This window comes from Microbacterium sufflavum, from assembly GCF_023091155.1.
GTDB classification, from domain to species: domain Bacteria; phylum Actinomycetota; class Actinomycetes; order Actinomycetales; family Microbacteriaceae; genus Microbacterium; species Microbacterium sufflavum.
This window is the reverse complement of record NZ_JAHWXK010000001.1, coordinates 2,545,805-2,570,951: the sequence shown is the minus strand read 5'-3', so window position 1 is coordinate 2,570,951 and position 25,147 is coordinate 2,545,805. Positions and strand designations below refer to the sequence as shown.

Genomic DNA, 25,147 nt, shown 5'->3' with positions numbered 1-25,147 from the left:
ATGCCGATCCCCCAGGTCCATCGGATGTCATCCCCGCGGACCCGAGGGTATCAAACGGATCAGTCCTCGTCGTCGACCGAGCGGTACGGGTCGGCGTCGCCGGCCGGGGAGGCAGAGGAGGCGAGCTTCGCGACCTCGGCGTCCCGCTCCTGCGCCTCACGCAGCAGCGCCGTGATGTGATCGGCGTTCTCCGGGAGCGCGTCCGGGATGAACTCGAGCGTCGGCACGAGACGCGTGCTCAGCTGTCGGCCGACCTCGCTGCGCAGCATGCCCGTCGCCGAGGTCAGGGCGGCACCGCTCGCGATGCGCTCCTCCTCCGAGCCGAGGACCGTGTAGAACACCGAGGCGTGCTGCAGGTCTCCGCTCACGCGGACATCGGTGATGGTCACGAACCCGAGCCGCGGGTCGCGCAGACCCTTCTCGAGACGCTCGGCGAGGATCACACGGATGCGGTCCGCGAGTCGTGCCTGTCGTTCGCCTGCCATAGCTCTTTCCCTTCAGAGGCCTTCGGGCGGGGACGCCTCAGCATCCCCGCCCGAAGGTATCGAACCCGATCAGCCGCGAGGCTTCTCGACCATCTCGGTGGTCTCGATCTCGTCGCCGATCTGGATGTCGTTGTACTTGCCGAGGCCGATACCGGCTTCGTAGTCGGTGCGCACCTCGGTGACGTCGTCCTTGAACCGGCGCAGCGACTCGATGGCCAGGCCATCGGCGATGACGACGCCGTCGCGGATGACGCGGGCCTTCGCGTTGCGCGTGATCGTTCCCGACCGCACGATGACACCGGCGATGTTGCCGAACTTCGAGGAGCGGAACACCTCGCGGATCTCGGCGACACCCGACTGGACCTCTTCGTACTCCGGCTTGAGCATGCCCTTGAGCGAGCTCTCGATCTCGTCGATCGCGTTGTAGATGACGGAGTAGAAGCGGATGTCCACGCCCTCACGGGAGGCGCGCTCGCGCGCCTTCGTGTCGGGGCGGACGTTGAAGCCCACGATGATCGCGTTGTCGATCGTCGCCAGGTTCACGTCGGACTCGGTGATCGCACCGACACCGCGGTGGATGATGCGCAGCTGGACCGAGTCGTCGACCTCAATCTTGAGGAGCGACTCCTCCAGCGCCTCGACGGCACCGGAGACGTCACCCTTGATGATGAGGTTGAGCGACTCGACCTTGCCCTCTTCCAGAGCACGGGTGAAGTCCTCGAGCGAGATGCGCTTGCGGGCCTTGGCCAGCTGGGCGTTGCGCTCGACCGCTTCACGCTTCTCGGCGATCTGACGGGCCATGCGGTCTTCCTCGGTGACGATGAAGACGTCGCCGGCGCGGGGCACGGAGTTGAGTCCCTGCACCTGGACCGGGCGAGACGGCGCGGCCGCCTCGACGGTCTCGCCGTTCTCGTCGATCATCGCGCGCACGCGGCCGTAGGCGGTACCCGCCACGATCGCGTCACCGACCCGCAGGGTTCCGGACTGGATCAGCACCGTCGCGACCGAACCGCGGCCCTTGTCGAGCTTCGCCTCGATGGCGACACCGCGAGCGGCCTTGTTCGGGTTGGCGGTGAGGTCGAGACCGGCGTCCGCGGTGAGCAGCACGGCGTCCAGGAGGTCCTGGATGCCGGTGTTCGCGCGAGCCGACACGTCGACGAACATCACGTCGCCGCCGTACTCCTCGGCCACCAGACCGTATTCGGTCAGCTGCTGACGCACCTTGGCCGGGTTGGCCTCGGGCTTGTCGACCTTGTTGACCGCGACCACGATCGGCACGTTCGCCGCCTGGGCGTGGTTCAGGGCCTCCACCGTCTGCGGCATGATGCCGTCGTCGGCCGCGACCACGAGGATCGCGAGGTCGGTCACCTGGGCACCACGGGCACGCATGGCGGTGAACGCCTCGTGACCCGGGGTGTCGATGAAGGTGATGGCCCGCTCGATGCCCTCGTGCTCGGTCCAGACCTGGTACGCACCGATGTGCTGGGTGATGCCGCCGGCCTCGCCCTCGATGACGTTCGTCTGACGGATCGCGTCGAGAAGGCGCGTCTTACCGTGGTCGACGTGACCCATGACGGTGACGACCGGGGGACGGATCTCGAGGTCGTCCTCGCTCTCCTCCGCCAGCTCCTTCTCGAGGTCGAGACCGAAGCCCTCGAGGAGCTCCTTGTCCTCGTCTTCGGGCGAGACCATCTGGACCTTGTAGCCCAGCTCCTCACCCAGGACCTCGAACGTGGCCTCGTCCAGCGACTCGGTGGCCGTGGCCATCTCGCCGAGGTTGAAGAGGATCGTCACGAGCGTGCCCGGCTGCACGGTGTAGCCGGTCAGTGCCTCGATCTTGTCGGCGAAGTCCGCGATGGACGCACCGCGGCGCATGCGGATCGTCTCGCCGTTGCCGCGCGTGACGTTGACGCCGCCGACGACCGGGGCGCTCCGCATCTCGAACTCTTGCCGCTTCGCCCGCCGCGACTTGCGCTGCTTGCTCTTGCCGCCGCCCTTACCGAAGGCACCGGCCGTGCCGCCACCGGGGCCACGACCGCGACCACCGCCGCCACCGGGACGACCGGCGAAGCCACCACCGGGACGGGGGCCCGCACCGGGACCGCCACCGGCGCCACCCGGACGACCGGGACCGCCCGTGCGCTGCTGGAACGGAGCACCGGGACGACCGCCCTGGCCGCCACGAGGCGCACCCGGACGGGGCGAACCCGGACGGGGCGCTCCGGGACGAGGAGCCCCGGGACGCGGCGCCTGCGGACGCGGGATGTTGCCGGGGGTCGGCCGCTGTCCCATGCCCTGCGCCGAGGCGAAGGGGTTGTTGCCGGGACGGGGACCGGCGGGGCGCTGCCCCATGCCCTGCGCCGACGAGAAGGGGTTGTTGCCGGGGCGCGGCGCACCGGGCTTCGGGGCGTTGCCGTCACCCGACGACGGGGCGGCCGGCGCCGGAGCGGACGGCTTGGCCGGAGCCGCGGGAGCCGGAGCCTTCTCCGCCGGAGCCTGTGCGGCGGCGGGAGCCTCGGCGGGTGCCGGAGCGGCCGGAGCCGCGGGTCCGGGCTTGGGTCCCGGCTTCGGGCCGGGGGTCGGTGCCGAGCTCTTCGCCGCGGGCTTGGGCCCGGGCTTGGCCGCCGCGGGCTCGCCGGACGCCTTGAGCGACGGGTCGGCCTCGATCGCGGCGCGCAGCTTGCGCGCCACCGGGGGCTCGACCGTCGACGACGGGCTCTTCACGAACTCGCCGAGCTCCTTGAGCTTCGCGAGGGCGACCTTGCTGTCGACGCCGAGTTCAGCGGCGATCTCATGTACGCGTGGTTTACCAGCCACAATTCTCCTGTCTGGGTCGGTCTGCCCAGACAGGGCAGACCACTAGTCGCGGACGGGTCTCATTTCGAGCCGTTCACTTTGTTTCCATAGCCGTTCAGCCTTTGGTTCTCAGCGGATGCTGTTCGATGGTCTGCGTGTCCAGAGTGGCGGACACACGGAGTGCACGTCCGAAAGCACGGCGCCGCAGGGCGGCATCCATGCATTCCTGTGTCGGATGCACCCACGCGCCTCGTCCCGGCAGGACAGCACGCTCATCGAGGACGAGGGTGTTGTTCTGGCTCACCACCCTGAGCAGGGCGGAGCGGGGAGCACGCGTGCGACAACCGACGCACATTCGTACGGGATCCATCTTACACCTGCGTTCCGTCCGCGTTCGCCCGCCCCGGGGCGTGGCGGGCCGCGGAGTCCGATCAGTCGAGGACGCTGTCCGGCTGGATGTCGATCTTCGCGCCGGTCAGCTTGGCGGCGAGGCGGGCGTTCTGCCCCTCCTTGCCGATCGCGAGGGACAACTGGTAGTCCGGCACGAGCGCCCTGACCGCCTTGGTGGAGGCGTCGAGCACGAACGAGCTCGTGACCTTCGCCGGTGACAGCGCATGGGCGACGAAGGTCGCGAGGTCGGGGTCGTGGTCGACGATGTCGATCTTCTCGCCGGACAGCTCCTCCGTGACGGCGCGTACGCGCCGCCCGAGCTCGCCGATGCACGCGCCCTTCGCGTTGATCGACGGGTCGTTCGCGCGCACGGCGATCTTCGTACGGTGACCGGCCTCCCGCGCGAGCGAGACGATCTCGACCAGTCCGGCTGCGATCTCCGGCACCTCGAGCGCGAACAGCTTGCGGACGAGGCCCGGGTGGGTGCGCGACACGGTGATCTGCGGCCCCTTGAGCCCCTTGGCGACGCTCGTGACGTACACGCGCAGACGCGAGCCGTGCGTGTACTCCTCGCCGGGCACCTGCTCCTCCGGCGGGAGGATCGCCTCGACCGAGCCGAGGTCGACGTGGATCATCCGCGGGTTGGGCCCCTGCTGGATGACGCCGGCGACGATGTCGCCCTCACGCCCCTTGAACTCGCCCAGCACGGCGTCGTCGGCGATGTCCCGGAGGCGCTGGCTGATGACCTGCTTGGCGGCGAAGGCGGCGATGCGCCCGAAGTCGTCGGGGGTCGCGTCCTCCTCGCCGATGACCGCGCCCTCCTCGTCACGGACGACCTGCAGCACGGCGACGTGCCCTGTCGTACGGTCGAGCTCGACGCGGACGCCCTCGGGCGCCGCCCCCTCGGGCGACACGTGCTTGGAGTACGCGGTCAGGATCGCCTGCTCGATGATCGCGACGAGCTCGTCGAACGGGATCGCCTTCTCCTTCTCGATCCCTCGCAGCAGACTCAGTTCGATGTCCATGACGGCCTCCCTATTCAGCTCTCGTCGCGCCTGATCGCACGCGCGACATCCGTACAACGATACCGTGCGTCGGAGACCCCGGCCACGCGGCAGGGGCGGGGGCGGGTCAGGCGGTCGGGGCGGACGGCAGCGCGTTGATCGCCCCGATGAGGCGGAACAGGTTGCCGACCTGGCGCTGATCCAGGTGCAGCATCAGACGCGGCAGGTCGAGGCGATCGTCGTCGGCCGCCTCGGGCGGCAGCGGCGGCGTCCGCTCGATGCGACCGTCCGACAGCATCGAGCCGAACGCCTCGTTCAGTTCCGCCACCTCGGCCTCGGTCGGTTCCGCGCGCAGCCGCAGCACCAGCGCGTCACCCACCCAGCGCAGCGAGTCGTAGTTGCGCCAGAAGCCCGTGATCTCCGCCCTCGCCGCCTCCACCGAATCGGTGATCACGACCCGATCGAAGTCGCCCTCCGAGATCACACCCATCGGCGCGAGGTGCTCGTCGACGAAGCGACGCATCCCCTCCCAGAACGACCCGCCCTTCTCGTCGAGCAGGACGATGGGCGTCGGCTCCGCCTTACCCGTCTGCTGGAGCGTGAGGAGCTCGAACATCTCGTCCAGCGTCCCGAACCCGCCGGGAAGGCAGAGGAACCCGCTCGACTCCTTGATCAGCATCAGCTTGCGCGTGAAGAAGTACTTCATCGCGACCACCTGGTCCTGACCTGCGACGACCGCGTTGGCCTTCTCCTCGAAGGGCAGCCGGATGGAGACACCGAGCGACAGCGCGGGGCCCGCTCCCTCCGCCGCGGCTTGCATGATCCCGGGGCCGGCGCCCGTGACCACCATCCAGCCATCGCGGGCGAGCGCGGCGGCCACGTCCCGCGCCTGCACGTACAGCGGGTCGTCCTGGCGCGTGCGGGCGGAGCCGAACACCGTCACCTTCGGTACACCGCGGAACGGTGCGAACAGACGGAAGGCGTCGCGCATCTCGGCCAGCGCCGCCGAGGCGATCTTGAGGTCGAGGCGATCCGTGCCGTCCTCCCCCAGCTGCAGCGCGGTCCGGAGCATCCGCATCACCAGGCGCCGATCCGCGTGCACGCCCGCCTCGTCCAGCACGGCGTTGATCTCGGACGTGAGCGCGGGAGGAAGGGACTGTTCGGCCATGTCACCAGCGTGTCATGCTCGCACGCGATCGGGCCCCGCAACGCCGTCCGCGCGGCGGAGCACCACGCGCGGCGTCAGCACGCTCGTCCGCCCCTGTCAACGCCCCTGCGGCGGCGACCGGGCGGGGGCATCCTGGCTCCATGACCGAGATCACCGGACCTGAAGCCCTCGCCCGCGTCTCCGAGCTCGTGGAGGACATCGACATCACGATGCTCACCACCGTCGACGAGGACGGCCACCTCGTGAGCCGCCCGATGTCCACCCGGCAGATGGACGATGCGGGAGACATCTGGTTCTTCACCGCGGAGGACACCGAGAAGGTCGATGAGGCACGCCGCAACCACGACGTGGGGCTCGCGTACTGCGACTCCAAGGGCATGCGCTACGTCTCCGTCGCCGGAACCGCGGAGGTCGTGCACGACCGCGCCAAGATGGAAGAGCTCTACTCGCCGTCACTCGACATCTGGTTCGCCGACGGCCTGGAGACGCCGGGCATCGCCCTCCTGCGGGTCACCCCGCGGGTCACCGAGTTCTGGGAACCCGCCAAGGGGAAGATCGCGATGGCCGCCGGGGCGCTGAAAGCCCTCGTGACCCACGACACCCCGGACGACACCATGGATCACGGCCGCATCACCTGCTGAGCCGCGCGGTCACCGAGGTCAGCGCGACGTGAGTCGCGCGACCGCCTCCTCGATGGACAGCGCGTCACGCTCGCCGCTGCGCCGATCCCACAGCTCGACCTGTCCTTCGGCGGCACCGCGACCCACGATCAGGATGCGCGGCACACCGACGAGCTCGGCGTCGCCGAACTTGACGCCGGGCGAGACCTTCGGACGGTCGTCGTACAGGACATCGAGTCCCGCGCTCTCCAGCCGCTGCGAGATCTCCTCCGCGACGTCGAAGGCCACCTGGTCGCGGCCCGCCGCCACCACCTGGACGTCGAACGGGGAGACGGACGCGGGCCAGATCAGTCCCTTGTCGTCGTTGTTCAGCTCGGCGATGATCGCGAGGATGCGCGTGACACCGATGCCGTACGAGCCCATCGTCACCGTCACGAGCTTGCCGTTCTCGTTCAACACCTTCAGTCCCAGCGCCTCGGCGTACTTGCGACCGAGCTGGAAGACGTGGCCGATCTCCATGCCGCGCGCGAGCTCGACCGGACCGGAGCCGTCGGGCGCGGGGTCACCCGCGCGCACGTTCGCGATCTCGACGATGCCGTCGGCGGCGAAGTCGCGGCCCATCACGACGGAGTGGGCGTGCTTCTGGTCGATGTTCGCCCCGGTGATCCAGCTGGTGCCCTCGCTCACCCGCGGGTCGACGAGGTACCGGATGCCGGTGGCGGACTCCTCCCCCAGCACCGCGCCCGTGGGTGACCACGGACCGATGTAGCCCTTGACGAGCAGAGGGTTGTTCTCGAAGTCGTCCGCGGTCGCGGTCTCGACCTCGGCGGGAGCGAAGGCGACCTCGGCGCGCTTCTCGTCCACCTCGCGGTCGCCGGGGATGCCCACGATGACGAGTTCGCGGGTGCCGTCGAGGTGCTTCAGCGCGAGCACGACGTTCTTGAGCGTGTCCGCCGCCGTGTACTCGCCCTCCAGCTCACGGTTGCAGTGCGAGACGAGCGTCTCGATGGTGGGGGTGTCGGGCGAGTCGAAGATCACCGGGGTCGCGTCGGCGTCGAACGGCACGGGCGCAGGCACCTCGGTCGTGAACGCTTCCACGTTCGCCGCGTAACCACCGGCGCTGCGCACGAACGTGTCCTCGCCGACGGGGGTGGGGTGGAGGAACTCCTCACTGCGCGAGCCGCCCATCGCGCCCGCATCCGCCTGCACGATCACGTACTCGAGTCCCAGGCGCTGGAAGATCCGCTCGTAGGCGTCGCGCTGAGACTGGTAGCTCACGTCCAACCCCTCGTCCGAGGCGTCGAACGAGTAGGCGTCCTTCATCGTGAACTCGCGGCCGCGGAGAAGGCCGGCGCGGGGCCGCGCCTCGTCGCGGTACTTGTCCTGGATCTGGTAGATCGTCAGCGGCAGATCCTTGTACGACGAGTACAGGTCCTTCACGAGCAGGGTGAAGGCCTCCTCGTGCGTCGGGGCGAGCAGGTAGTCGCCCCCCTTGCGGTCCTGGAGGCGGAACAGCAGATCGCCGTATTCCTCCCAGCGACCCGTCGCCTCGTAAGCCTCCCGCGGCATCAGCGCCGGGAAGTGCACCTCCTGGGCACCCGCGGCGGCCATCTCCTCGCGGATGACCGTCTCGATCTTGGCCTTCACCCGCAGCCCGAGCGGCAGCCACGCGAAGATGCCCGCGGCCTGCGGTCGGATGTACCCGGCGCGGATCAGCAGCTTGTGACTGGCGACCTCTGCACCGGCAGGGTCTTCACGGAGTGTACGGAGGAAGAAGTTCGAGAGACGAGTGACCACGGCTCAAGTGTAGTGAGCCGTGGTCCCCCGTCCCGCCGCGTCAGTTCAGGGCGGGCAGGCCCTGCGGGACGACGCCGCCCGCGTACAGGCTCTCCGCCAGCTCCTGGAGCGCCGTGAGCGCGACCCGCTGCGGCAGCGGACCGTACGAGATGCGGGCGACGCCGAGCTTCTCGTACTCCGAGGCGGCGAGCGCACCGGGGATGCCGATGACGCTCACCTTGCGCTCGCCGATGCCCTCGACGAGCTGCCGCGTCACGTTCGCGTCGAGGATCCCGGGCACGAACACGGCCGTCGCTCCCGCGTCGAGGAAAGCGCGGCCGCGCTGGATCGCATCGGCGACGCTCTCCTGGACGGGACGGTGACCCGCGCGCACGAACGCGTCGGTGCGGGCGTTGAGCGCGAACGGCACGCCCTCCGCCTCGGCTGCCTTCACGATCGCCTCGACCGCGGCCACCGACTCGTCGAGCGGCTTCAGCCGGTCTTCGACGTTCGCCCCGACGACACCGGCGGCGATCGCGAGCCGCGTGGTCTCCCCCGCGTCGCCGTAGCCGTCGTCGAGGTCGGCGGTGACCGGGACCTGCACGGCGGCGGCGATGCGTCCCACCATGTCGATCATCAGCTCGCGCGGGGTGGAGCCGTCGTCGTAGCCGAAGGTCGCGGCGATGCCGTGTCCGGCGGTCGCGATCGCCTTCGTCTCGGGCAGAGCGGCGACCGCGCGCGCCGACACGACGTCCCACACGTTCACCACGCGGAGGATCTCCGGCGCGTCATAGAGTCCGACAAGGGTCTGAGCCTTCGCAGCAGTGGTCATGTCCCCACGCTAACGCCCGGCACGGACGCGAGGGCCGCAGCGGTGGGGATGATGTCTCGGCCCGGTCGCGGGGCGCCGACGGATGCTGAGAGTCGGCATCCCCCCATGCCGACCCTCTGTCCCCTGTGCGTTCAGGCGGTGAGCACCACCTTCAGCGCCTTCGTCTCCGCGGCCCGCGCGAACGTGTCGTACGCCTGTTCGATGGCGTCCAGCGCGAAGCGGTGACTGACGAACACCGCCGGGTCGATCCGACCCTCGGCGACGAGCCGGGTGAGCATGCGCGCCGTGTCGGCGTTCACCAGGCCCGTCGTGATGGTGAGGTTCTGGATCCACAGGCGATCGATCGGGAAGTCGACGGACGCGCCATGGACTCCCACGTTGGCGACGTGCCCGCCGGGGCGCACGATGTCCAGCGCCATGCTCCAGGTCGCCGGAACACCCACGGCTTCGATCGCGACGTCGACGCCGAGCCCGTCGGTCAGGGCGAGCACCTGATCGCGCCAGTCCTCGGCGCCGGCGACCACGCCGTGCGTGGCCCCGAAGAGTCTGGACTGCTCGACACGGTTCGCGTCGAGGTCGATCGCGATGATCTTGCTCGGCCCGTAGAGCTGCGCGGTCATGATCGCCGCGAGGCCCACCGGCCCGGTGCCGACGACGGCGACCACGTCGCCCGCCTTCACGCCGCCGTACTGCACCCCGATCTCGTGGCCCGTGGGAAGGATGTCGCTGAGCACGACCGCCGTCTCGGCGGAGACGCCATCCGGAAGCCGGTGCAGCGAGGTCTCGGCGAACGGGATCCGCACCAGCTCCGCCTGCGTGCCGTCGATCAGGTGCCCGAGGATCCAGCCGATCCCCGACGCCCCCTCCTCGGCTCGGCAGTGCGATGCCAGCCCGGCGGTGCAGAAGTCGCACTTCCCACACGAGGTGATGCACGAGATGATCACGCGGTCCCCCACGGCGAGATCGGTCACGGCTCCTCCGACCTCGGTGATCACCCCGACACCCTCGTGACCGAGGATGCGCCCCTCGGTCACGGCCGGGACATCGCCCTTGAGGATGTGCAGGTCGGTGCCGCAGATGGTCGTGGCCTCGATGCGGACGATCGCGTCGGTCGGCGCCAGGATGGTCGGATCCGGAACCTCCTCCCATCGCTTCTCACCGGCTCCGTGGTAGACGAGTGCTTTCATGGCTGTCCCTTCCGGCGTCACCCTGACGTCGTCGGTGAAATGTTACGCGCCACCACCGACAGAACGCCTCCGGAGACCGGGGCTTCTCGGCCTAGGGTGGGAGCCATGCCTCAGCGCCGGTCCCATGTCGCTCCCTCCGCCGCCCAGACCGAGCTCGCCGCCGCGCTCGCCGACCTCCGCGAAGCGCTCGACGCACCCACCTCGTTCCCACCCGACGTGCTCGCCGAGGCCGAGCGCGCCAGCGGATCCACACCCGAGCTCGACCTGCGCGACATCCCCTTCGCGACGCTCGACCCGGCGGGCTCGCGCGACCTCGATCAGGCCTTCCACCTGGAGAAGACCTCGTCGGGGTACACCGTGCGCTACGCGATCGCGGACGTCCCCGATTTCGTCGAGCCCGGCGGGGCGGTCGATGCGGAAGCCCGTCGGCGCGGACAGACCCTGTACGCGGCGGACGGCACGATCCCGCTGCACCCTCCCGTGCTCAGCGAGGACCGCGCCTCCCTCCTCGCCGACGCCGACCGCCCCGCGCTGGTGTGGACCTTCGCGCTGGACGAGACCGGGGAGGTCGGCGACTTCCGGCTCGAACGGGCGCTCATCCGCTCCCGCGCCCAGCTCGACTACGCGACGACGCAGGCCGCCCTCGATCGCGGCGAGGGTGGACCCGCGGCGCTCCTCCCGGAGATCGGCGCCCTTCGGCTCGAGCGGGAGCGGAAGCGTGGCGGGGCCAGCCTCAACCTTCCCGACGAGGAGGTCGTGCGCGCGGAGGACGGCAGCTACGCGATCGTGCGTCGCCGTCCCCTCCCGATCGAGGAGGCGAACGCTCAGCTGTCGATCATGACGGGGATGGCGGCAGCGCAGCTGATGCTGGGTGCGGGCGTCGGCATCCTGCGCACGATGCCGGAGCCCGACGATGCCGCCTTCGAGACGTTCCGCCTGCAGACGATCGCCCTCGGTCGCCCGTGGACCGACGGCACCTATGGCGAGTTCCTGCGCGGTCTGGACAGGGACGACCCGCTGACGCTGCCCGTGCTCGAAGCCGCGTCGTCACTGTTCCGCGGCGCGGGCTATCTGGTGTTCGACGGCACGGCTCCGGACGACGCCGTCCAGGCCGCCATCGCCGCCCCCTACGCGCATGCGACCGCGCCCCTGCGGCGACTCGTCGACCGGTGGTCGCTGGCGATCTGCCTGGCGGTCTCGAGCGGCGCACCCGTACCGGCATGGGTGCGTGACTCGCTCGCCGATCTGCCAGGCGTGATGCAGGAGTCCGGTCAGCGCGCCTCCCGGCTGGCGTCCGGGACTGTCAACGCCGTGGAGGCGGCGCTGCTGACCCCGCTGGTCGGCACCGAGCTCGACGCCACCGTCGTCGAGGATCGCGGCGAGCGCGTGACCATCCAGATCGCCGAGCCCGCGGTCACGGCGAGCGCCCCCGCTCCCGTCGGCGTGAAGCCGGGCGATCGCCTCCGCGTGCGCGTGGCGCGCGCGGACATCGCGAAGGGCGAGGTGGAGTTCGAGGGCGTCGCCGAAGAGTTCAGGCCGCGGGAGTCGCGGTCGTCGTCATGACGAGCAGCTGAGGATCCGACAGGTCCAACGCCACCCGGATCGCGACGAACTCGTCGAGCGAGTGCGCGTGGGTGCCCCCGCACAGGATCACGGCCTCGCCCTCCGGCAGCTCGCAGTGCCAGCGGCGACGGTCCACGATCGTCGGACCCTCGGTCTCGACGCGGCTCGCGGCGGCGGACTCGACCCACGCCTCGAGCTGTGCGTTGATCCGCTGTTCGCGGTCGGCGAGGGTCGACGCGAAGGTCTCGGTGTCGAAGCCCGCGCGGCGCAGGCTCTTGCCCAGGCGGTACTCGTCGACGGCGCCATCCGCGTGGATGCGGCTCGTCTGGTTGGCGCGCCCCTCGAAGTCGGGGGTGCCGAGGGCGTCGGCGCCCGGGTCCTTGCGCCACAGGTCGGCGACCGCGAGGTCGAGGGCGAGGGACGCGAGATGACAGGCGGTGTGCCCGCGGCTCAGGCCAGCGCGACGGTCTGCATCGACGTCCAGCCGCGCGGCGACCCCGGGCACCAGGGCCGCCGGGGCGTCGCCCGTGAGGCGGTGGCCGACCAGCCAGGTCCACCCTTCCGCCCCGCGCTTGACGGGGATGTCGGCACCCACCGCGAACGTGCCGTCGTCGGACACGGCCGCCATGACGGCCTCTGCCACGGCCACGGAGGAGCCGTCGACCGTGAGGGTCCCGGCATCACCCGGCTGGTCGGGCCAGGTGTGGTCGACGGGGTGGAACGGGGTCTCGTCCACCACGACCACCACGCCCTCCGGCGTCCTCTCGACGTGGGTGACGACGCCCTCTCCACTCGTGGAGCCGGTGGCGAAGGTCACGACGGTGGGCGAGGACATGCTTCTCCTGTGCGGTACGGCGGGGATGGCGATCGGGGTGCGGACGACGGTCAGGCCGTAACGACCTGCGCGGTGCCGAGCGGTGCGTCCGGGCCCATCTCGGCGGCGATGCGGTTCGCCTCCTCGATCAGCGTCGCGACGATGTCCTCTTCGGGCACGGTCTTGATGACCTCGCCCTTCACGAAGATCTGCCCCTTGCCGTTGCCGGAGGCGACGCCCAGGTCGGCCTCGCGGGCCTCTCCGGGACCGTTCACGACGCAGCCCATGACGGCGACACGCAGCGGCACCGTCATGTCCTTGAGACCCTCGGTCACGTCTTCCGCGAGCGTGTACACGTCGACCTGTGCGCGACCGCACGACGGGCACGACACGATCTCGAGCTTGCGCTCCCGCAGGTTCAGCGACTGCAGGATCTGGTGGCCGACCTTCACCTCTTCGGCGGGCGGCGCCGACAGCGACACGCGGATGGTGTCGCCGATGCCCTCACCGAGCAGGATGCCGAAGGCCGTCGCGCTCTTGATCGTGCCCTGGAACGCCGGCCCGGCCTCGGTCACGCCGAGGTGCAGGGGCCAGTCGCCCCGCTCGGCCAGGAGGCGGTACGCCTTGACCATGACGACCGGGTCGTTGTGCTTGACGGAGATCTTGAAATCGTGGAAGTCGTGCTCCTCGAACAGGGACGCCTCCCAGACCGCGCTCTCGACGAGCGCCTCGGGCGTGGCCTTGCCGTACTTCTCCAGCAGGCGGCGGTCGAGGGACCCGGCGTTCACGCCGATCCGCAGCGAGACACCCGCGTCCTGCGCCGCCTTGGCGATCGCGCCCACCTGATCGTCGAACTTCCGGATGTTGCCCGGGTTCACCCGCACGGCCGCGCAGCCCGCATCGATCGCCTGGAACACGTACTTCGGCTGGAAGTGGATGTCGGCGATCACCGGGATCTGGCTCTTCTTCGCGATGATGTGCAGCACGTCGGCGTCGTCCTGGGACGGCACGGCGACGCGCACGATCTCGCACCCGGAGGCGGTGAGCTCGGCGATCTGCTGCAGGGTCCCGTTGATGTCGGTCGTCTTGGTGGTCGTCATCGACTGCACGCTGACGGGGGCGTCGCCGCCCACGAGCACCTTGCCGACCTTGATCTGGCGGGACTTGCGGCGCGGGGCGAGGACTTCGGGGATGCGAGGCATCCCAAGGTTCACAGCTGGCACCCCCTCAGCCTACGCCGCCCGGATGCGCGCGGGCTGGATGCGCGGCCCGTCATCCGCCCGGGTCGCGGGTGCCGCGTGTGGTAGTTTCGCCCCATGCTCGCGAACCTCACCTGGTGGCCCGCCTCCTAGGCGGTGTTCGCGTTCCCACGAATCCAGACCGCCTCCGGGGCGGTCTTTTCGTTGCGCCGAGCCGGAGCCCTGCACAGGAGACATCGATGACCCTCTCACGACTCGCCGAGCTCAGCGCCGATCCGGCCGCATCCTTCGTGCTCATCGCGCGCGACGGCGCCGACTCCGTCGAGCTGCTCACGGGCGAGGTCGTCGACGTCGACCTGCTCGCCGACATCCCGCTCACCGCGGACGGCGTGCCGCGTGAGGTGCTCGCACTGGTGCCCTACCGCCAGGTGCGCGAGCGCGGCTTCGTCGCGCAGGACGACGGCGCTCCCCTGCGCTGCATCGTGGTGGACGAGCACCTGCACCTGCCGACGCCTGCGGTGCTCGATGCGCTGCCGACCTCGTCGGTCCCCCTGCACGACGGCGGCTTCGACATCGCTGACGAGGAGTACGCGGCCATCGTCGAGACGGTCATCTCCGACGAGATCGGACGCGGCGAGGGCGCGAACTTCGTGATCCGCCGCGACTACACCGCCAGCATCGACACCGACGACCGCACGGCCGCCCTCACGTGGTTCCGTGCCCTGCTCGCGCATGAGCGCGGGGCGTACTGGACGTTCGCGGTGGTCACCCCGGGGCGGATCGCGGTCGGCGCGAGCCCGGAGGCGCACGTCGTCGCGCGTGAGGGCGTCGTCACCATGAACCCCATCTCCGGCACCTTCCGGCACCCGGCCGGGGGCTCGACCAAGGGGACCCTCGCCGCCTTCCTCGCCTCCACCAAGGAGACCGAGGAGCTGTTCATGGTGGTGGACGAGGAGCTCAAGATGATGAGCGCCGTCTGCGCCGACGGCGGGCGCATCACCGGCCCGCACCTCAAGGAGATGTCCCGCCTCACCCACACGGAGTACATGCTCCGCGGACGCAGCGGCATGGATCCGCGCGACATCCTCCGCGAGACGATGTTCGCTCCCACGGTCACGGGCTCACCGATGCAGAACGCGTGCGCGGTGATCCGTCGCCACGAGAAGAAGCCCCGCGGCTACTACTCGGGCGTCGCAGCGCTGTTCACCCCGAACGCCGACGGCGGGCACGACCTCGACGCCCCGATCCTCATCCGGACCGTGTATCTCGCCGACGGCGAGCTCAGCGTCCCCGTCGGCGCGACCCTCGTGCGCCACTCCGACCCGCACGGCGAGGTGTCCGAGACCCACGGCAAGGCGGCGGGCGTGCTCGGCGCCATCGGGGCGATCGACCGCGACCGTGCGGCCGAGGCTCGCAGCGACGCCGATGCCCCCGGTGCACGCCGCTCCCTCGCCGACGACCCGGAGATCGCCGCGCTGCTGTCCTCCCGCAACGCCCGCCTCGCCGAGTTCTGGCTGAACCCGCAGGGCGAGGAGTTCACCGGCCCGTTCACGGGGCGCTCCGCCCTCGTGGTCGATGCCGAGGATCGCTTCACCACGATGCTCGCCCACCAGCTGCGTCACCTCGGCCTGGACGTGACGATCTCCGCCTGGGATGCCGTGACCGACGACGCAGTGGCCGCGGCCGACCTCGTCGTCGCGGGCCCCGGCCCCGGCGACCCCCGCGATACCGGCAGCGCGCGGATCGCCCGGATGCGCGCGGTCGTGGAGCGACGGCTCGACGCCGAGGCCCCCCTGCTCGCCGTGTGCCTGAGCCACCAGATCCTCGCGGACCGTCAAGGCGCAGCGCTGGTCCCGCTGGCCGCCCCGCATCAGGGACTGCAGAAGTCGGTGCCCGTGTTCGGCGAGGACGCCTCGATCGGGTTCTACAACACCTTCACCGCGCGTGTGACACCCGGTGCCACGAGGATCGGGGATGCGGAGGTCTCCGCCGACCCGGGCTCCGGCGACGTGTTCGCACTCCGCGGCCCGCGCTTCGCGTCCGTACAGGGACACCTGGAGTCGATCCTGTCGCGCGACGGCATCCGCACGCTCGAACGCCTGGTGTCGTACGCCCTCGCGTGACCGGCGCCGGTGCCGGGCCGGTCAGCCGAGCAGCTTGACGGGGTTGAACAGGTCGGCGACGAGGAGCAGCGCGCCCATCCCGATCAGCAGGACGGCCACCACCACCGTCAGCGGCACCAGCCGGGTGGCGTCCACGGGTGCGGGCGGCGGGCGCCGGAAGAGCTTCGCCCATGCCCGCTTGACCCCCTCCCACAGCGCGACCACGATGTGACCGCCGTCGAGCGGCAGCAGCGGGATCAGGTTGAACACGAACAGCGCCACGTTGAGGGACCCCAGCAGCCCCAGGAGGACGGCGAACCGGTTGAGGATCGGGGCATCGGTCGCCGCGACCTCGCCGGCCAGGCGCCCGACGCCGACGACGCTCAACGGGCCGTTCGGGTCACGTTCGCCCCCGGTGACCAGGGACACACCCACATCCCACAGCCGCACGGGCAGCGTGACGATGAGCGACGCCACCCTCGCGACGTTCTCGGCGGCCATCTCCGGTCCGGCGCTCAGCGGCTGTTGCACGAAGCCCATCTGCGAGATCATCCCCGCGTACCCGACCTCGCGCACGACCGGGTCGCCCTGATCGTCGAGCACGGGCCGCCCGCTCGCGTCGGTGATGGTGCGCTCCGCCGCGATGGGCGTGAGGCTCAGCGTCTGCTCGGCCCCGTCGCGCCGCACCACCAGCTCAAGCGTCTCGCCGGGCGAGGCCTGGACGATCGTCGTCGCCTGCTCGAAGGTCGACACGGGCTGACCGTCGATCGACACCAGCACGTCACCGGGTCGCACCCCCGCCTCCGCCGCGGGGGACTCCGGGTCGTCCGGGGCGCACTCGGTGGCGGTCGACGACGCGGGCACCACGCACTCGTTCACCGCGGAGATGGTCGTCGTCCCCTGCTGCACGCCGATGCCGCACACGAGCACCGTGAAGATCACCACGGCCAGGACCAGGTTCATCAGCGGACCGCCGAGCATCACGATCACGCGCTTCCACACCGGCAGCTTGTAGAAGACCCGGTCCTCCGCGCCCTCGGCGATCGTCTCGTCGTTGGCCGAGCGGGCGTCCTGGATGAGCGTGCGGAACACCCCGGACGCCGGTCGCTCCCCCTTCGACGCCGGATACATGCCGGACATCGAGATGAACCCGCCGAGCGGGAGCAGCTTGAAGCCGTACTCGGTCTCGCCGATCCGCTTCGACCACAGCCGCGGGCCGAAGCCGATCATGTACTGGCCGACGCGCACGCCGAAGAGCTTCGCGGGGACGAGATGGCCGACCTCGTGCAGACCGATCGAGAGGCCGAGGCCGATCAGCATGAACAGGATGCCGCCCACATAGAGCAGGATTTCCACCCGCCCACGGTACTGCCCGCAGCTAGGAATCCGCCCCGCCCGCGCCGCTTGGCTAGGCTGGGATGGTGACCACCCGGCAGCTGCGACTCCTGCGCGCCGCCGCCGTGTCCGCCACCGCGACCCTCATCGCCGCGGTGTCCCACACCATCGGAGGCGGCGCGGCACCCCACCCGCTGCTGATCCTCGCGGTCACGGTGCTGTTCCTGGCACCGACCGCCGCCCTCCTCGGGCTCCGTCGGTCGCGCTGGCGCGTCGCGGTCGCCGTGCTCGTGTCTCAAGCCGTGTTCCACCTGGTGTTCCAGCTGCTCGGCTCCCCCACCGCGGACGTCGACGGCGCGATCGGCCCGCACGTCCATCACTTCGACCTGGCAGCGTTGAGCGGCACCGTCTCCGTCGCGCCCATCGACGCGACGATGCTCCTCGCGCACGCCGGCGCCGCCGTGCTGACAACTCTGCTGGTGTGGCACGCCGAACGCCTCCTGCGGGCCGTCGCCGGCTGGTTCCGCGCTCTCGTGCGTCGCGCGTCGCCGACGGGCTTCTCCGGCCATCGCCGCCCGACCCCGCTGCGTCCGCTGCGCTTCGCTCCCCTCGACCGTGCCGTGGCCGCCGCCGTCTCCCGGCGCGGCCCCCCGGTGTGCGCACGCGGCTGACCCGCCGCCCGAGAATCACGGCCGAACCCTCGGCCACCCTTTGCGCGCCCTCCGGCGCGCCCGCACACCTTTTCTGGAGAATCATGTCCCGTACCACCACGTCCCCTCGTCGTCCGCGCTCCCGCCGGGCCCTCGTCGCCACGACCGGCGCGCTCGGCGGGATCGCCCTCGCCCTCGCGGTTCCGCTCATGGCGGGAGCCCACGTGTCCGTCAGCCCGGATGAGCTCGCCGCCGGCGACCACGGCGTGCTCACGTTCTCGTTCGCCCACGGCTGCGGCACCTCGCCGACCACGGCACTGCGCATCACCATGCCGGACGGCCTCACGTCCGTCGCCCCGACCCTGGACGGCGACTGGACCATCCAGGTCGAGCGCGGTGAAGACGGCCTCGTGAGCGCCGTCACGTACACCGCGCTCACGCCGGTGCCGACCGACCTCCGCGGCGCGGTCAGCATGTCGGTCGGGCTCGACGAGAAGACGCCCGAGACGCTCGCCTTCCCGGTGGTGCAGCAGTGCGTCGACGGTGCGACCGAATGGACGCAGCTCGCCGAGGAGGGTGAGGACCCGCACGCGCTCGATGCCCCCGCTCCCGTGGTCACGGTCACGGATGCGGAGGCGTCGATGCATGGCGCCCACGGCGACGGGGAGGCGGACACCGCGGACGCCGACGCGGCCGCCACGGCCGCCGACCCGCTCGGCATCGCCCTCGGCACGGGCGGGCTCCTCGCCGGGGCGGCTGCTCTCGTGGTCGCCGTGCTGGCCTACCGCCGCCGGGCCTGAGCCCCGGCCCGCCGCGCGTCCGACCCCGGCGCGCGGCGGGCCGTCCGCCCGGCATCCGTGCGGCGCCGTGAGATCATGGATCCGACATGTCGATTGAACAACAACCGAGCCTGCCCCCTGTGCTCCGCCCCGCGAACCCGCCCCGGCGCGAGCTTTCCGAACTGGCCTCCCGATTCGCCGCCACCGTGCGCGGCGACGCCACCGGAGTGTCCCTGAGCGGCATCACTCTCGCCACCGCGGATCTTCGCCCCGGTGAGGCCTTCGTCGCGATCCAGGGCGTGAACCGCCACGGAGCCGACTTCGCGGCGACCGCTGCCGAGAAGGGCGCGGTCGCGGTCATCACCGACGAGCGCGGCGCGGAGATCGCCGCGGACGCCGGCCTGCCCGTCCTCGTGGTGGACGATCCGCGCGCCGTGCTGGGCGACCTGAGCGCCTGGGTCTACGGCACCGGGGCGGACGACCCCCTGCCGCTGCTCTTCGCGACGACGGGCACCAACGGCAAGACGAGCGTCTCCCACCTCCTGGAGGGCATCCTCGAGCAGATGGGCGTCGTCACGGGGCTGTCGTCGACGGCCGAGCGCCACATCGCGGGCGAGGTCATCGTGTCGCGGCTCACCACGCCGGAGGCGTCGGAGATGCACGCGCTCCTGGCGCTGATGCGCGAGCGGCACGTGGAAGCGGTCGCGGTCGAGGTGAGCGCGCAGGCGCTGTCCCGCCACCGCGTCGACGGGATCCGGTTCGATGTCGCCGGCTTCACGAACCTCAGCCACGACCACCTCGACGACTACGCCGACATGGAGGAGTACTTCGAGGCGAAGCTGCCGCTGTTCCGTCCCGATCGCGCGGTCCGCGGCGTGGTCTGCCTCGACTCCCCCTCCGGCGCGCTGGTCGTCGATCGCGCGGAGATCCCCGTCGTCACGGTCGGCACGCCGTCGATCGCCGCCGACCCCGATGCCGCGGCCCGCGCGGACTGGGTGGTCGTGATCGACGAGGAGCGCGCCGCCGGCACCACCTTCACGATGAGCGGCCCTGCCGGAACCCTCACCACCACGGTGCCGGTGATCGGTCCGCACATGGCCGCCAATGCCGCGCTCGCGATCGTCATGCTGCTGGAGGGCGGGTACGCGTGGGAGCGGATCACCGACGCGCTCGGCCGCGACGGCGGCATCCACGCCTACCTCCCCGGCCGTACGCAGCTCGTCTCCGGCGACCGCGGACCGGCGGTGTTCGTGGACTTCGGGCACTCGCCGGACGCCTTCGAGAAGACCCTCGCCGCCGTGCGCCGGGTCACCCCCGGAAAGGTGCTGATGCTGTTCGGCGCGGATGGCGACCGCGACGCCAGCAAGCGCTTCGACATGGCGCGCACGGCCGTGGAGGGCAGCGACATCCTCGTCGTGACCGATCACCACCCGCGCTTCGAAGACCCGGCGTCCATCCGGGCGACCCTCGTGGAGGGCGCGCGCCGGGCACGACCCGACGCGGAGATCCACGAGTACTCCCCACCGGAGGCGGCGATCGTCGCGGCGGTCGGCCTGGTGGGCGACGGCGACGCGATCCTGTGGGCGGGTCCCGGGCATCAGGACTACCGGGACATCCGCGGCGTGCGCACCCCGTACTCGGCGCGTGAGCTGTCCCGCCGCGCGCTGAAGGCCGCCGGATGGCCGGTCCCGGAACCGCGCTGGCCTGTGCCCTACCCGGACGAGGACTGACCGCCGCCCGGTGCAGCGCCGCGCTGCATCGGGCGCCCTCGGCGGCCGCGCCGTCAGCTCGCGGCGATGAGCCGATCGGCCGTGCGCCGTGCCCAGTCCTCGGCCTCTGCGAGCGTCTCGACCGTGAGGGTGCTCGGCGCCTCGTGCTGGTCGACGACCGCGGAGATCGTGTCGACGATGCCGAGGAACGACAGGCGTCCCTCGTGGAACGCGTCGACGGCCTGCTCGTTGGCTGCGTTGTACACGGCCGGGAAGGTGCCGCCCGCGCGTCCGACCGCCTTGGCGAGTGCGACGGCCGGGAAGGCCTCGCCGTCGAGCGGCTCGAAGGTCCACGAGCTCGCGGTCGTCCAGTCCAGCGGTCGACCCACGCCGCCGATGCGGTGCGGCCAGTCCAGGCCGAGGGAGATCGGCAGACGCATTTCCGGCGGGGACGCCTGTGCGATGGTGGACCCGTCGATGAACTCGACCATGGAGTGCACGATCGACTGCGGGTGCACGACCACCTCGATGTCGTCGTAGGCCACGTCGAACAGCAGGTGCGCCTCGATCACCTCGAGCCCCTTGTTGACGAGGGTGGCGGAGTTCGTCGTGACCGTCCTGCCCATGTTCCAGGTGGGGTGCGCGAGCGCCTGCCCCGGTGTGACCTCGGTGAGCTCACTGCGCGTGCGTCCGCGGAACGGTCCGCCCGACGCGGTCACCACCAGGCGTCGCACCTCGTCATGCGTCCCGGAGCGGAGCGCCTGTGCGAGGGCGGAGTGCTCGGAGTCGACGGGGACGATCTGCTCGGGGGCGGCCGCCGCCAGCACTAGATCTCCCCCGACGATCAGCGACTCCTTGTTCGCGAGGGCGAGCGTGCGGCCCGCCTGCAGCGCGGCGAGCGTGGAGCCGAGTCCGATCGAGCCGGTGATGGCGTTGAGCACCACATCGGCCTCGACGTCCCGCACGAGCTGTTCCGCTTCGACGGCTCCGAGGGCCGTGTCCTCCACCTGGAACTGCTCCGCCTGCTCTGTCAGCAGCTCGCGGTTGGAGCCCGCGGCGAGCCCGACGAGCTCGAACCGGCGCGGGTTGGCGCGGATCACGTCCAGCGCCTGGGTGCCGATGGAACCGGTGGAGCCGAGGACGATGACGCGACGCATGACGCCAGCCTAGGACACGGCCGCCGTCGCGCCCGCGCTACTGCTGCGCCTGGACCGGGGTCGTGGCGAGGATGTCGACGACGAATACGAGGCTCTCGTTCTGCAGTTCGTTGCCCTCGCTCGCACCGTAGCCGTCGGACGGGGGCATCACGACGAGCACCTGCGAGCCGACCTTCTGACCTTCGAGCGCCTTCCGGAATCCGGTGACCACTCCCGTGGTCTGGAACTGCGCCGGCGCCGCGTCGCGACTCCAGCTCGAGTCGAACTCCTTGCCGTCGGACCACTTGACCCCGAGGTACTGCACGACGACCAGGTCGCCCGAGGCGACCGTCGCTCCGTCACCCTGCTTGAGCACGGCGACCTGGGTCTCGGCCGGCGCATCGCCGTCCGGGATCGTGATGCTGGGCTTGCCGTCGTCGTCCAGCTTCACCTCGGGCATGCCGGGGGTCGGGTCGACCGGCGTGCCGGTGGCGACCTCGGGCAGTTGCTCGACGGCCTCTGCGTACACGACCTTGTTCGTCCCGCCCTCGCCGAAGACCTCGCCTGGAAGGGCGAGGACGACCTGCGTTCCGATCGGCTGGCACTCGAGAGCGGCGATGAAGAGAGATGCACTGTTCTGGTCGAGAAGGACGGGAGCCTCACCACCCTCGCTTCGTGCCGAGGAATCGACGACTTCACCTGTCGACGCTTCCACGATCTGGTACTTCACCCCGACGAGGTCATTCGCGACGACTTCGTCACCTGTGCCCTCAGCGATCACCGTTCGCTCCACATCGGCGAAGGCCGCATCAGCTGGCACTTTGACGACGGCATCGAGTCCCTCGCCCTGAACGTCAATGGAATCCGAGGTCTTGCCCGGCTGCGCGTCGAGCAGACACCCACTCGAAGCGGACGGGTCGGGGGTGCCCGAGCTCTCCGGCGAACCGCTGCCGGAGCAGCCGGCGAGCAGGAGGGTCGCCGCGGCGACGGTGGACAGGACGATGAGCGGACGCTTGCGCACAGTGAGACCTCGGGATCGCGGGCGGGACACTCCATCCTGCCCCATCGCCCTTTGCCCTCCCTGGGAGGTACGGCGCGAGTCTTCATTCCCACGTCGGCATGGGGCCGGGAGTATCCTGCTCTGATGACCTCTGAGCAGTCCGTCGAGCCCGAACCCGCCTCAGAGGACACGCCGAAGCCGCGCCATGCGGGCTTCACGTACGCGCTCGGTCGCAGCCTGATCGCCCCGCTCGCGCGGCTGATCTACCGTCCCCGCATCGAGGGCCGCGAGAACGTCCCCACCACCGGTCCGGTGATCTTCGCGAGCAACCACCTGTCGTTCATCGACTCGATCGCCATCCCGGTCGCGGCACCGCGACCCGTGCACTTCCTTGCGAAGTCGAGCTACTTCGAGGGGACCGGATTCAGCGGCCGGCTCACCAAGACCTTCTTCGAGGCGATCGGCGCGATCCCCGTCCGGCGCGGCGCTGGTCAGGCCGCACTCGACGCGCTCGATCTGCAGCGGCAGCTGCTCGAGGAGGGCCTCGCGGTCGCGCTGTACCCCGAGGGGACCCGTTCCACCGACGGTCGCCTATACAAGGGCCGGACAGGCGTGGCGTTCCTGGCCCTGCAGACGGGCGCACCGGTGGTCCCGGTGGGACTGATCGGCACCGACAAGGTGATGCCGGTGGGCGCGAAGATGCCGACGCTCTCCGAACGCGTGACGGTGCGGTTCGGCGAGCCGCTCGACCTGTCCCCCCACGGACCCGCTACCAGCGGACGCGCACGGCGGCTCGCGACCGACGAGATCATGGCCGCGATCCATGCCCTGTCCGGTCAGGAGCTGGCGGGCACCTACAACGAGGCTCCGGCCCAGGGCACCATCGAGAAGATCAAGCAGGCGCTCCCGCACGAGCGCCGCTGAGTAGCGCTGAGCGTGAACCCCGGACCCTCCCGGTAGCGGCGACGACGTGTCCCTTCCCGAGCGAGGAGTCCGACAGCGGTTGCTCCTCCGCCGCGGGGGTCACACGCTCGCGGTGACCGTGGCCTCGTGCCGCACCGGGAAGTTGACCGAGTTCGCGATGAAGCACCACTCGCTCGCCTGGGCGTGCGCCCGCTCTGCCGCCTCGATCATGGACGGATCGGCGACCACGACCTCCGGGGAGAGCGTCACCTCGACGAACGATCCCCCTCCTGCCCCGTTCTCGCGCATCAGCCCGCGCGCGCTGTCGCGGTAGGAGACGACCACGACGCCGGCGGTGACGCAGGCGTGCAGATACGACAGCAGGTGGCACTCGGAGAGCGAGGCCAGCAGGAGGTCTTCGGGGTTCCAGCGGGAGGGGTCTCCGCGGAACGGCTTGTCGGACGAGGCCAGCAGCGCGGGCTTGCCCTCGATCTCGATCGTGACGTCGCGGCGATAGTCGCGGTATCCGCTCGTTCCGGTGCCGGAGTTGCCCGTCCACGTAGTTGTGAGAGCGTAGCGGTGTTCACCGAGCGGACGCGACGTGGTGTGCTCTGCCATGCGCTCAGTCTGCCAGGTGCCGCCGACGTCGCGACCCTCCGCGGGGACCCCGAGGCCGCGGGACCACCGGCACTAGGCTGGTGGAGTGCTGGAGACACTCACCGTTCAGGATTCCGTCGAGCTCGCCGTCGTCGAACGGAGCGGATTCATCGAGTCACGTCACGCCGGCGCCGCGGTGGTGCTCTCGCCCGACGGCGAGGTGATCGCGCGACACGGCAACGCCGACGCGCTCATCCTCCCGCGGTCGAGTCTCAAGCCGCTGCAGGCCGTGGCGTGCATCACCGCCGGCGCACCGCTGGAGGGCGAACAGCTCGCCCTCGCCACGGCGAGCCACACGGGCACGGACCGGCACGCCGCGGTGGTGCGCGACATCCTCACCGCCGGGGGCCTGACGGAAGACGACCTCGCGTGCCCTCCGGCCTGGCCGGGCGACTCCGCGACCCGCGACGAGCTGGTGCGCGAACACGGCCAGGAGGCGCGCGTCCGCATGAACTGCTCGGGCAAGCACGCCGCGATGCTGCGGGCCTGCGTGGCCACCGGCTGGCCGACCGCCGGATACCTCGACCCCGCGCATCCGCTGCAGGCTCACATCCGGGAGGTCGTCGAGCGCCTCACCGGGGAGAAGATCGCGCACACCTCCATCGACGGCTGCGGCGCTCCGGTGCATGCGCTCACCCTCACCGGGCTCGCGCGCGCGATCCACCGCATCGGCACCGCGTCCGACCGTTCGCCGTTCGCGCTGCACCGCGTGGCCGGGTCGCTCGTCCGCGCGGTGCGCGAGAACCCCTGGACCGTCGAAGGGCCCGGCCGCCCCGACACCATCGCGACCGAGCGTCTCGGCGTCTTCACCAAGGGCGGCGCGGAGGGCGTCATGGTGATGGTGGCGCCGGACGGGACGACCGCGGCCCTGAAGATGCTCGACGGCGCCGCGCGCGCGTCCACCATCGTCGCCGCCACCCTCCTGGCTCGCGCGGGCTCTCTGAGCGACACCGACGTGGCCGGTCTCGCGGAGGCCCTCCCGCTCGACGTGCTCGGGGGCGGTGCCCGCGTGGGAACGGTCCGCCCCGGCGCCGGCCTCTGA

Annotated in this window: 22 protein-coding genes; 8 read left to right on the top strand and 14 right to left on the bottom strand. The window is 70.9% G+C overall.

Going from position 1 to position 25,147, the window contains the following annotated elements:
• Positions 1 to 59 precede the first annotated feature (59 nt).
• The 5 genes from rbfA to KZC56_RS12350 all read right to left on the bottom strand — a co-directional run bounded on the left by rbfA (position 60) and on the right by KZC56_RS12350 (position 5,843).
• Positions 60 to 485: a 30S ribosome-binding factor RbfA gene (gene rbfA, locus KZC56_RS12370; protein WP_136035107.1), complete on the bottom strand. Its 426-nt coding sequence runs from the start codon at positions 483 to 485 to the stop codon at positions 60 to 62.
• A 69-nt stretch (positions 486 to 554) separates the two neighbouring features.
• Entirely contained in the window at positions 555 to 3,302 is a 2,748-nt protein-coding gene (gene infB, locus KZC56_RS12365) for a translation initiation factor IF-2 (RefSeq protein WP_206251390.1), read from the bottom strand.
• A gap of 94 nt (positions 3,303 to 3,396) precedes the next feature.
• Positions 3,397 to 3,636, bottom strand: coding sequence for a YlxR family protein (locus KZC56_RS12360; protein ID WP_240744613.1), 240 nt, complete (start codon positions 3,634 to 3,636; stop codon positions 3,397 to 3,399).
• A gap of 76 nt (positions 3,637 to 3,712) precedes the next feature.
• A complete protein-coding gene (gene nusA, locus KZC56_RS12355; RefSeq protein ID WP_136032885.1) occupies positions 3,713 to 4,696 on the bottom strand; it encodes a transcription termination factor NusA in 984 nt (327 codons plus the stop codon).
• Between the two features lie 106 nt (positions 4,697 to 4,802).
• Positions 4,803 to 5,843 (bottom strand): LOG family protein, encoded by a 1,041-nt coding sequence (locus tag KZC56_RS12350; RefSeq protein ID WP_247638666.1) that lies wholly within the window; start codon positions 5,841 to 5,843, stop codon positions 4,803 to 4,805.
• A 140-nt stretch (positions 5,844 to 5,983) separates the two neighbouring features.
• Here KZC56_RS12350 and KZC56_RS12345 point away from each other — a divergent pair, with 140 nt between their 5' ends.
• Positions 5,984 to 6,484, top strand: coding sequence for a pyridoxamine 5'-phosphate oxidase family protein (locus KZC56_RS12345; RefSeq protein WP_136032881.1), 501 nt, complete (start codon positions 5,984 to 5,986; stop codon positions 6,482 to 6,484).
• Between the two features lie 18 nt (positions 6,485 to 6,502).
• Here the strand turns inward: KZC56_RS12345 and KZC56_RS12340 are convergent, their stop codons facing one another.
• The 3 genes from KZC56_RS12340 to KZC56_RS12330 all read right to left on the bottom strand — a co-directional run bounded on the left by KZC56_RS12340 (position 6,503) and on the right by KZC56_RS12330 (position 10,258).
• Entirely contained in the window at positions 6,503 to 8,260 is a 1,758-nt protein-coding gene (locus tag KZC56_RS12340) for a proline--tRNA ligase (protein WP_247638665.1), read from the bottom strand.
• 40 nt (positions 8,261 to 8,300) lie between these two features.
• Entirely contained in the window at positions 8,301 to 9,071 is a 771-nt protein-coding gene (locus tag KZC56_RS12335; RefSeq protein ID WP_136032878.1) for an isocitrate lyase/PEP mutase family protein, read from the bottom strand.
• A 131-nt stretch (positions 9,072 to 9,202) separates the two neighbouring features.
• Positions 9,203 to 10,258 carry a zinc-dependent alcohol dehydrogenase family protein gene (locus tag KZC56_RS12330; RefSeq protein WP_247638664.1) on the bottom strand — a complete coding sequence of 352 codons (1,056 nt, stop codon included), beginning with the start codon at positions 10,256 to 10,258 and terminating at the stop codon, positions 9,203 to 9,205.
• Between the two features lie 105 nt (positions 10,259 to 10,363).
• On the opposite strand from KZC56_RS12330, the gene KZC56_RS12325 reads away from it, so the two are divergent.
• On the top strand, positions 10,364 to 11,821 hold the full coding sequence (locus KZC56_RS12325; protein WP_247638663.1) for an RNB domain-containing ribonuclease: 1,458 nt from the start codon (positions 10,364 to 10,366) through the stop codon (positions 11,819 to 11,821).
• Here the strand turns inward: KZC56_RS12325 and KZC56_RS12320 are convergent.
• Together KZC56_RS12320 and ispG are read right to left on the bottom strand one after the other, a co-directional pair.
• Positions 11,790 to 12,656, bottom strand: coding sequence for an alanyl-tRNA editing protein (locus KZC56_RS12320; protein ID WP_206251393.1), 867 nt, complete (start codon positions 12,654 to 12,656; stop codon positions 11,790 to 11,792). The two genes, KZC56_RS12325 and KZC56_RS12320, sit on opposite strands and share 32 nt — an antisense overlap.
• 50 nt (positions 12,657 to 12,706) lie before the next feature.
• Positions 12,707 to 13,858 (bottom strand): flavodoxin-dependent (E)-4-hydroxy-3-methylbut-2-enyl-diphosphate synthase, encoded by a 1,152-nt coding sequence (gene ispG / locus KZC56_RS12315; RefSeq protein WP_205812722.1) that lies wholly within the window; start codon positions 13,856 to 13,858, stop codon positions 12,707 to 12,709.
• A 215-nt stretch (positions 13,859 to 14,073) separates the two neighbouring features.
• On the opposite strand from ispG, the gene KZC56_RS12310 reads away from it, so the two are divergent.
• On the top strand, positions 14,074 to 15,957 hold the full coding sequence (locus KZC56_RS12310; RefSeq protein ID WP_247638662.1) for a chorismate-binding protein: 1,884 nt from the start codon (positions 14,074 to 14,076) through the stop codon (positions 15,955 to 15,957).
• 21 nt (positions 15,958 to 15,978) lie between these two features.
• On the opposite strand, the gene KZC56_RS12305 is transcribed toward KZC56_RS12310, so the two are convergent.
• Positions 15,979 to 17,292, bottom strand: coding sequence for a M50 family metallopeptidase (locus KZC56_RS12305; protein ID WP_247638661.1), 1,314 nt, complete (start codon positions 17,290 to 17,292; stop codon positions 15,979 to 15,981).
• 65 nt (positions 17,293 to 17,357) lie between these two features.
• On the opposite strand from KZC56_RS12305, the gene KZC56_RS12300 reads away from it, so the two are divergent.
• The 3 genes from KZC56_RS12300 to KZC56_RS12290 all read left to right on the top strand — a co-directional run bounded on the left by KZC56_RS12300 (position 17,358) and on the right by KZC56_RS12290 (position 20,430).
• Positions 17,358 to 17,942 (top strand): hypothetical protein, encoded by a 585-nt coding sequence (locus tag KZC56_RS12300; protein ID WP_247638660.1) that lies wholly within the window; start codon positions 17,358 to 17,360, stop codon positions 17,940 to 17,942.
• An 83-nt stretch (positions 17,943 to 18,025) separates the two neighbouring features.
• Positions 18,026 to 18,721, top strand: coding sequence for a YcnI family copper-binding membrane protein (locus KZC56_RS12295; protein ID WP_247638659.1), 696 nt, complete (start codon positions 18,026 to 18,028; stop codon positions 18,719 to 18,721).
• Positions 18,722 to 18,807: 86 nt separating this feature from the next.
• Positions 18,808 to 20,430, top strand: coding sequence for a Mur ligase family protein (locus KZC56_RS12290; protein WP_205812607.1), 1,623 nt, complete (start codon positions 18,808 to 18,810; stop codon positions 20,428 to 20,430).
• Between the two features lie 53 nt (positions 20,431 to 20,483).
• On the opposite strand, the gene dxr is transcribed toward KZC56_RS12290, so the two are convergent.
• Together dxr and KZC56_RS12280 are read right to left on the bottom strand one after the other, a co-directional pair.
• The gene (gene dxr, locus KZC56_RS12285) at positions 20,484 to 21,566 is read right to left on the bottom strand and encodes a 1-deoxy-D-xylulose-5-phosphate reductoisomerase (RefSeq protein ID WP_247638658.1); all 1,083 of its coding nucleotides are present in this window, start codon (positions 21,564 to 21,566) and stop codon (positions 20,484 to 20,486) included.
• Between the two features lie 37 nt (positions 21,567 to 21,603).
• Positions 21,604 to 22,566: an FKBP-type peptidyl-prolyl cis-trans isomerase gene (locus KZC56_RS12280; RefSeq protein WP_247638657.1), complete on the bottom strand. Its 963-nt coding sequence runs from the start codon at positions 22,564 to 22,566 to the stop codon at positions 21,604 to 21,606.
• 123 nt (positions 22,567 to 22,689) lie between these two features.
• On the opposite strand from KZC56_RS12280, the gene KZC56_RS12275 reads away from it, so the two are divergent.
• Positions 22,690 to 23,469: a lysophospholipid acyltransferase family protein gene (locus tag KZC56_RS12275; RefSeq protein ID WP_205812755.1), complete on the top strand. Its 780-nt coding sequence runs from the start codon at positions 22,690 to 22,692 to the stop codon at positions 23,467 to 23,469.
• 99 nt (positions 23,470 to 23,568) lie between these two features.
• Here KZC56_RS12275 and KZC56_RS12270 read toward each other — a convergent pair whose 3' ends face one another.
• Positions 23,569 to 24,066 (bottom strand): OsmC family protein, encoded by a 498-nt coding sequence (locus tag KZC56_RS12270; RefSeq protein ID WP_247638656.1) that lies wholly within the window; start codon positions 24,064 to 24,066, stop codon positions 23,569 to 23,571.
• An 85-nt stretch (positions 24,067 to 24,151) separates the two neighbouring features.
• Here KZC56_RS12270 and KZC56_RS12265 point away from each other — a divergent pair, with 85 nt between their 5' ends.
• On the top strand, positions 24,152 to 25,147 hold the full coding sequence (locus KZC56_RS12265) for an asparaginase (RefSeq protein ID WP_136030025.1): 996 nt from the start codon (positions 24,152 to 24,154) through the stop codon (positions 25,145 to 25,147).

Bases quoted from the DNA above. Each gene is read 5' to 3' on its own strand.
- dxr (WP_247638658.1), bottom strand. From the start codon at position 21,566: ATGCGTCGCGTCATCGTCCTCGGCTCCACCGGTTCCATCGGCACCCAG.
- KZC56_RS12335 (WP_136032878.1), bottom strand. From the start codon at position 9,071: ATGACCACTGCTGCGAAGGCTCAGACCCTTGTCGGACTCTATGACGCG.
- KZC56_RS12290 (WP_205812607.1), top strand. From the start codon at position 18,808: ATGTCGATTGAACAACAACCGAGCCTGCCCCCTGTGCTCCGCCCCGCG.
- KZC56_RS12325 (WP_247638663.1), top strand. From the start codon at position 10,364: ATGCCTCAGCGCCGGTCCCATGTCGCTCCCTCCGCCGCCCAGACCGAG.
- KZC56_RS12295 (WP_247638659.1), top strand. From the start codon at position 18,026: ATGTCCCGTACCACCACGTCCCCTCGTCGTCCGCGCTCCCGCCGGGCC.
- nusA (WP_136032885.1), bottom strand. From the start codon at position 4,696: ATGGACATCGAACTGAGTCTGCTGCGAGGGATCGAGAAGGAGAAGGCG.
- KZC56_RS12345 (WP_136032881.1), top strand. From the start codon at position 5,984: ATGACCGAGATCACCGGACCTGAAGCCCTCGCCCGCGTCTCCGAGCTC.
- KZC56_RS12330 (WP_247638664.1), bottom strand. From the start codon at position 10,258: ATGAAAGCACTCGTCTACCACGGAGCCGGTGAGAAGCGATGGGAGGAG.
- KZC56_RS12275 (WP_205812755.1), top strand. From the start codon at position 22,690: ATGACCTCTGAGCAGTCCGTCGAGCCCGAACCCGCCTCAGAGGACACG.
- KZC56_RS12320 (WP_206251393.1), bottom strand. From the start codon at position 12,656: ATGTCCTCGCCCACCGTCGTGACCTTCGCCACCGGCTCCACGAGTGGA.
- KZC56_RS12310 (WP_247638662.1), top strand. From the start codon at position 14,074: ATGACCCTCTCACGACTCGCCGAGCTCAGCGCCGATCCGGCCGCATCC.
- KZC56_RS12350 (WP_247638666.1), bottom strand. From the start codon at position 5,843: ATGGCCGAACAGTCCCTTCCTCCCGCGCTCACGTCCGAGATCAACGCC.
- KZC56_RS12270 (WP_247638656.1), bottom strand. From the start codon at position 24,066: ATGGCAGAGCACACCACGTCGCGTCCGCTCGGTGAACACCGCTACGCT.
- KZC56_RS12360 (WP_240744613.1), bottom strand. From the start codon at position 3,636: ATGTGCGTCGGTTGTCGCACGCGTGCTCCCCGCTCCGCCCTGCTCAGG.
- rbfA (WP_136035107.1), bottom strand. From the start codon at position 485: ATGGCAGGCGAACGACAGGCACGACTCGCGGACCGCATCCGTGTGATC.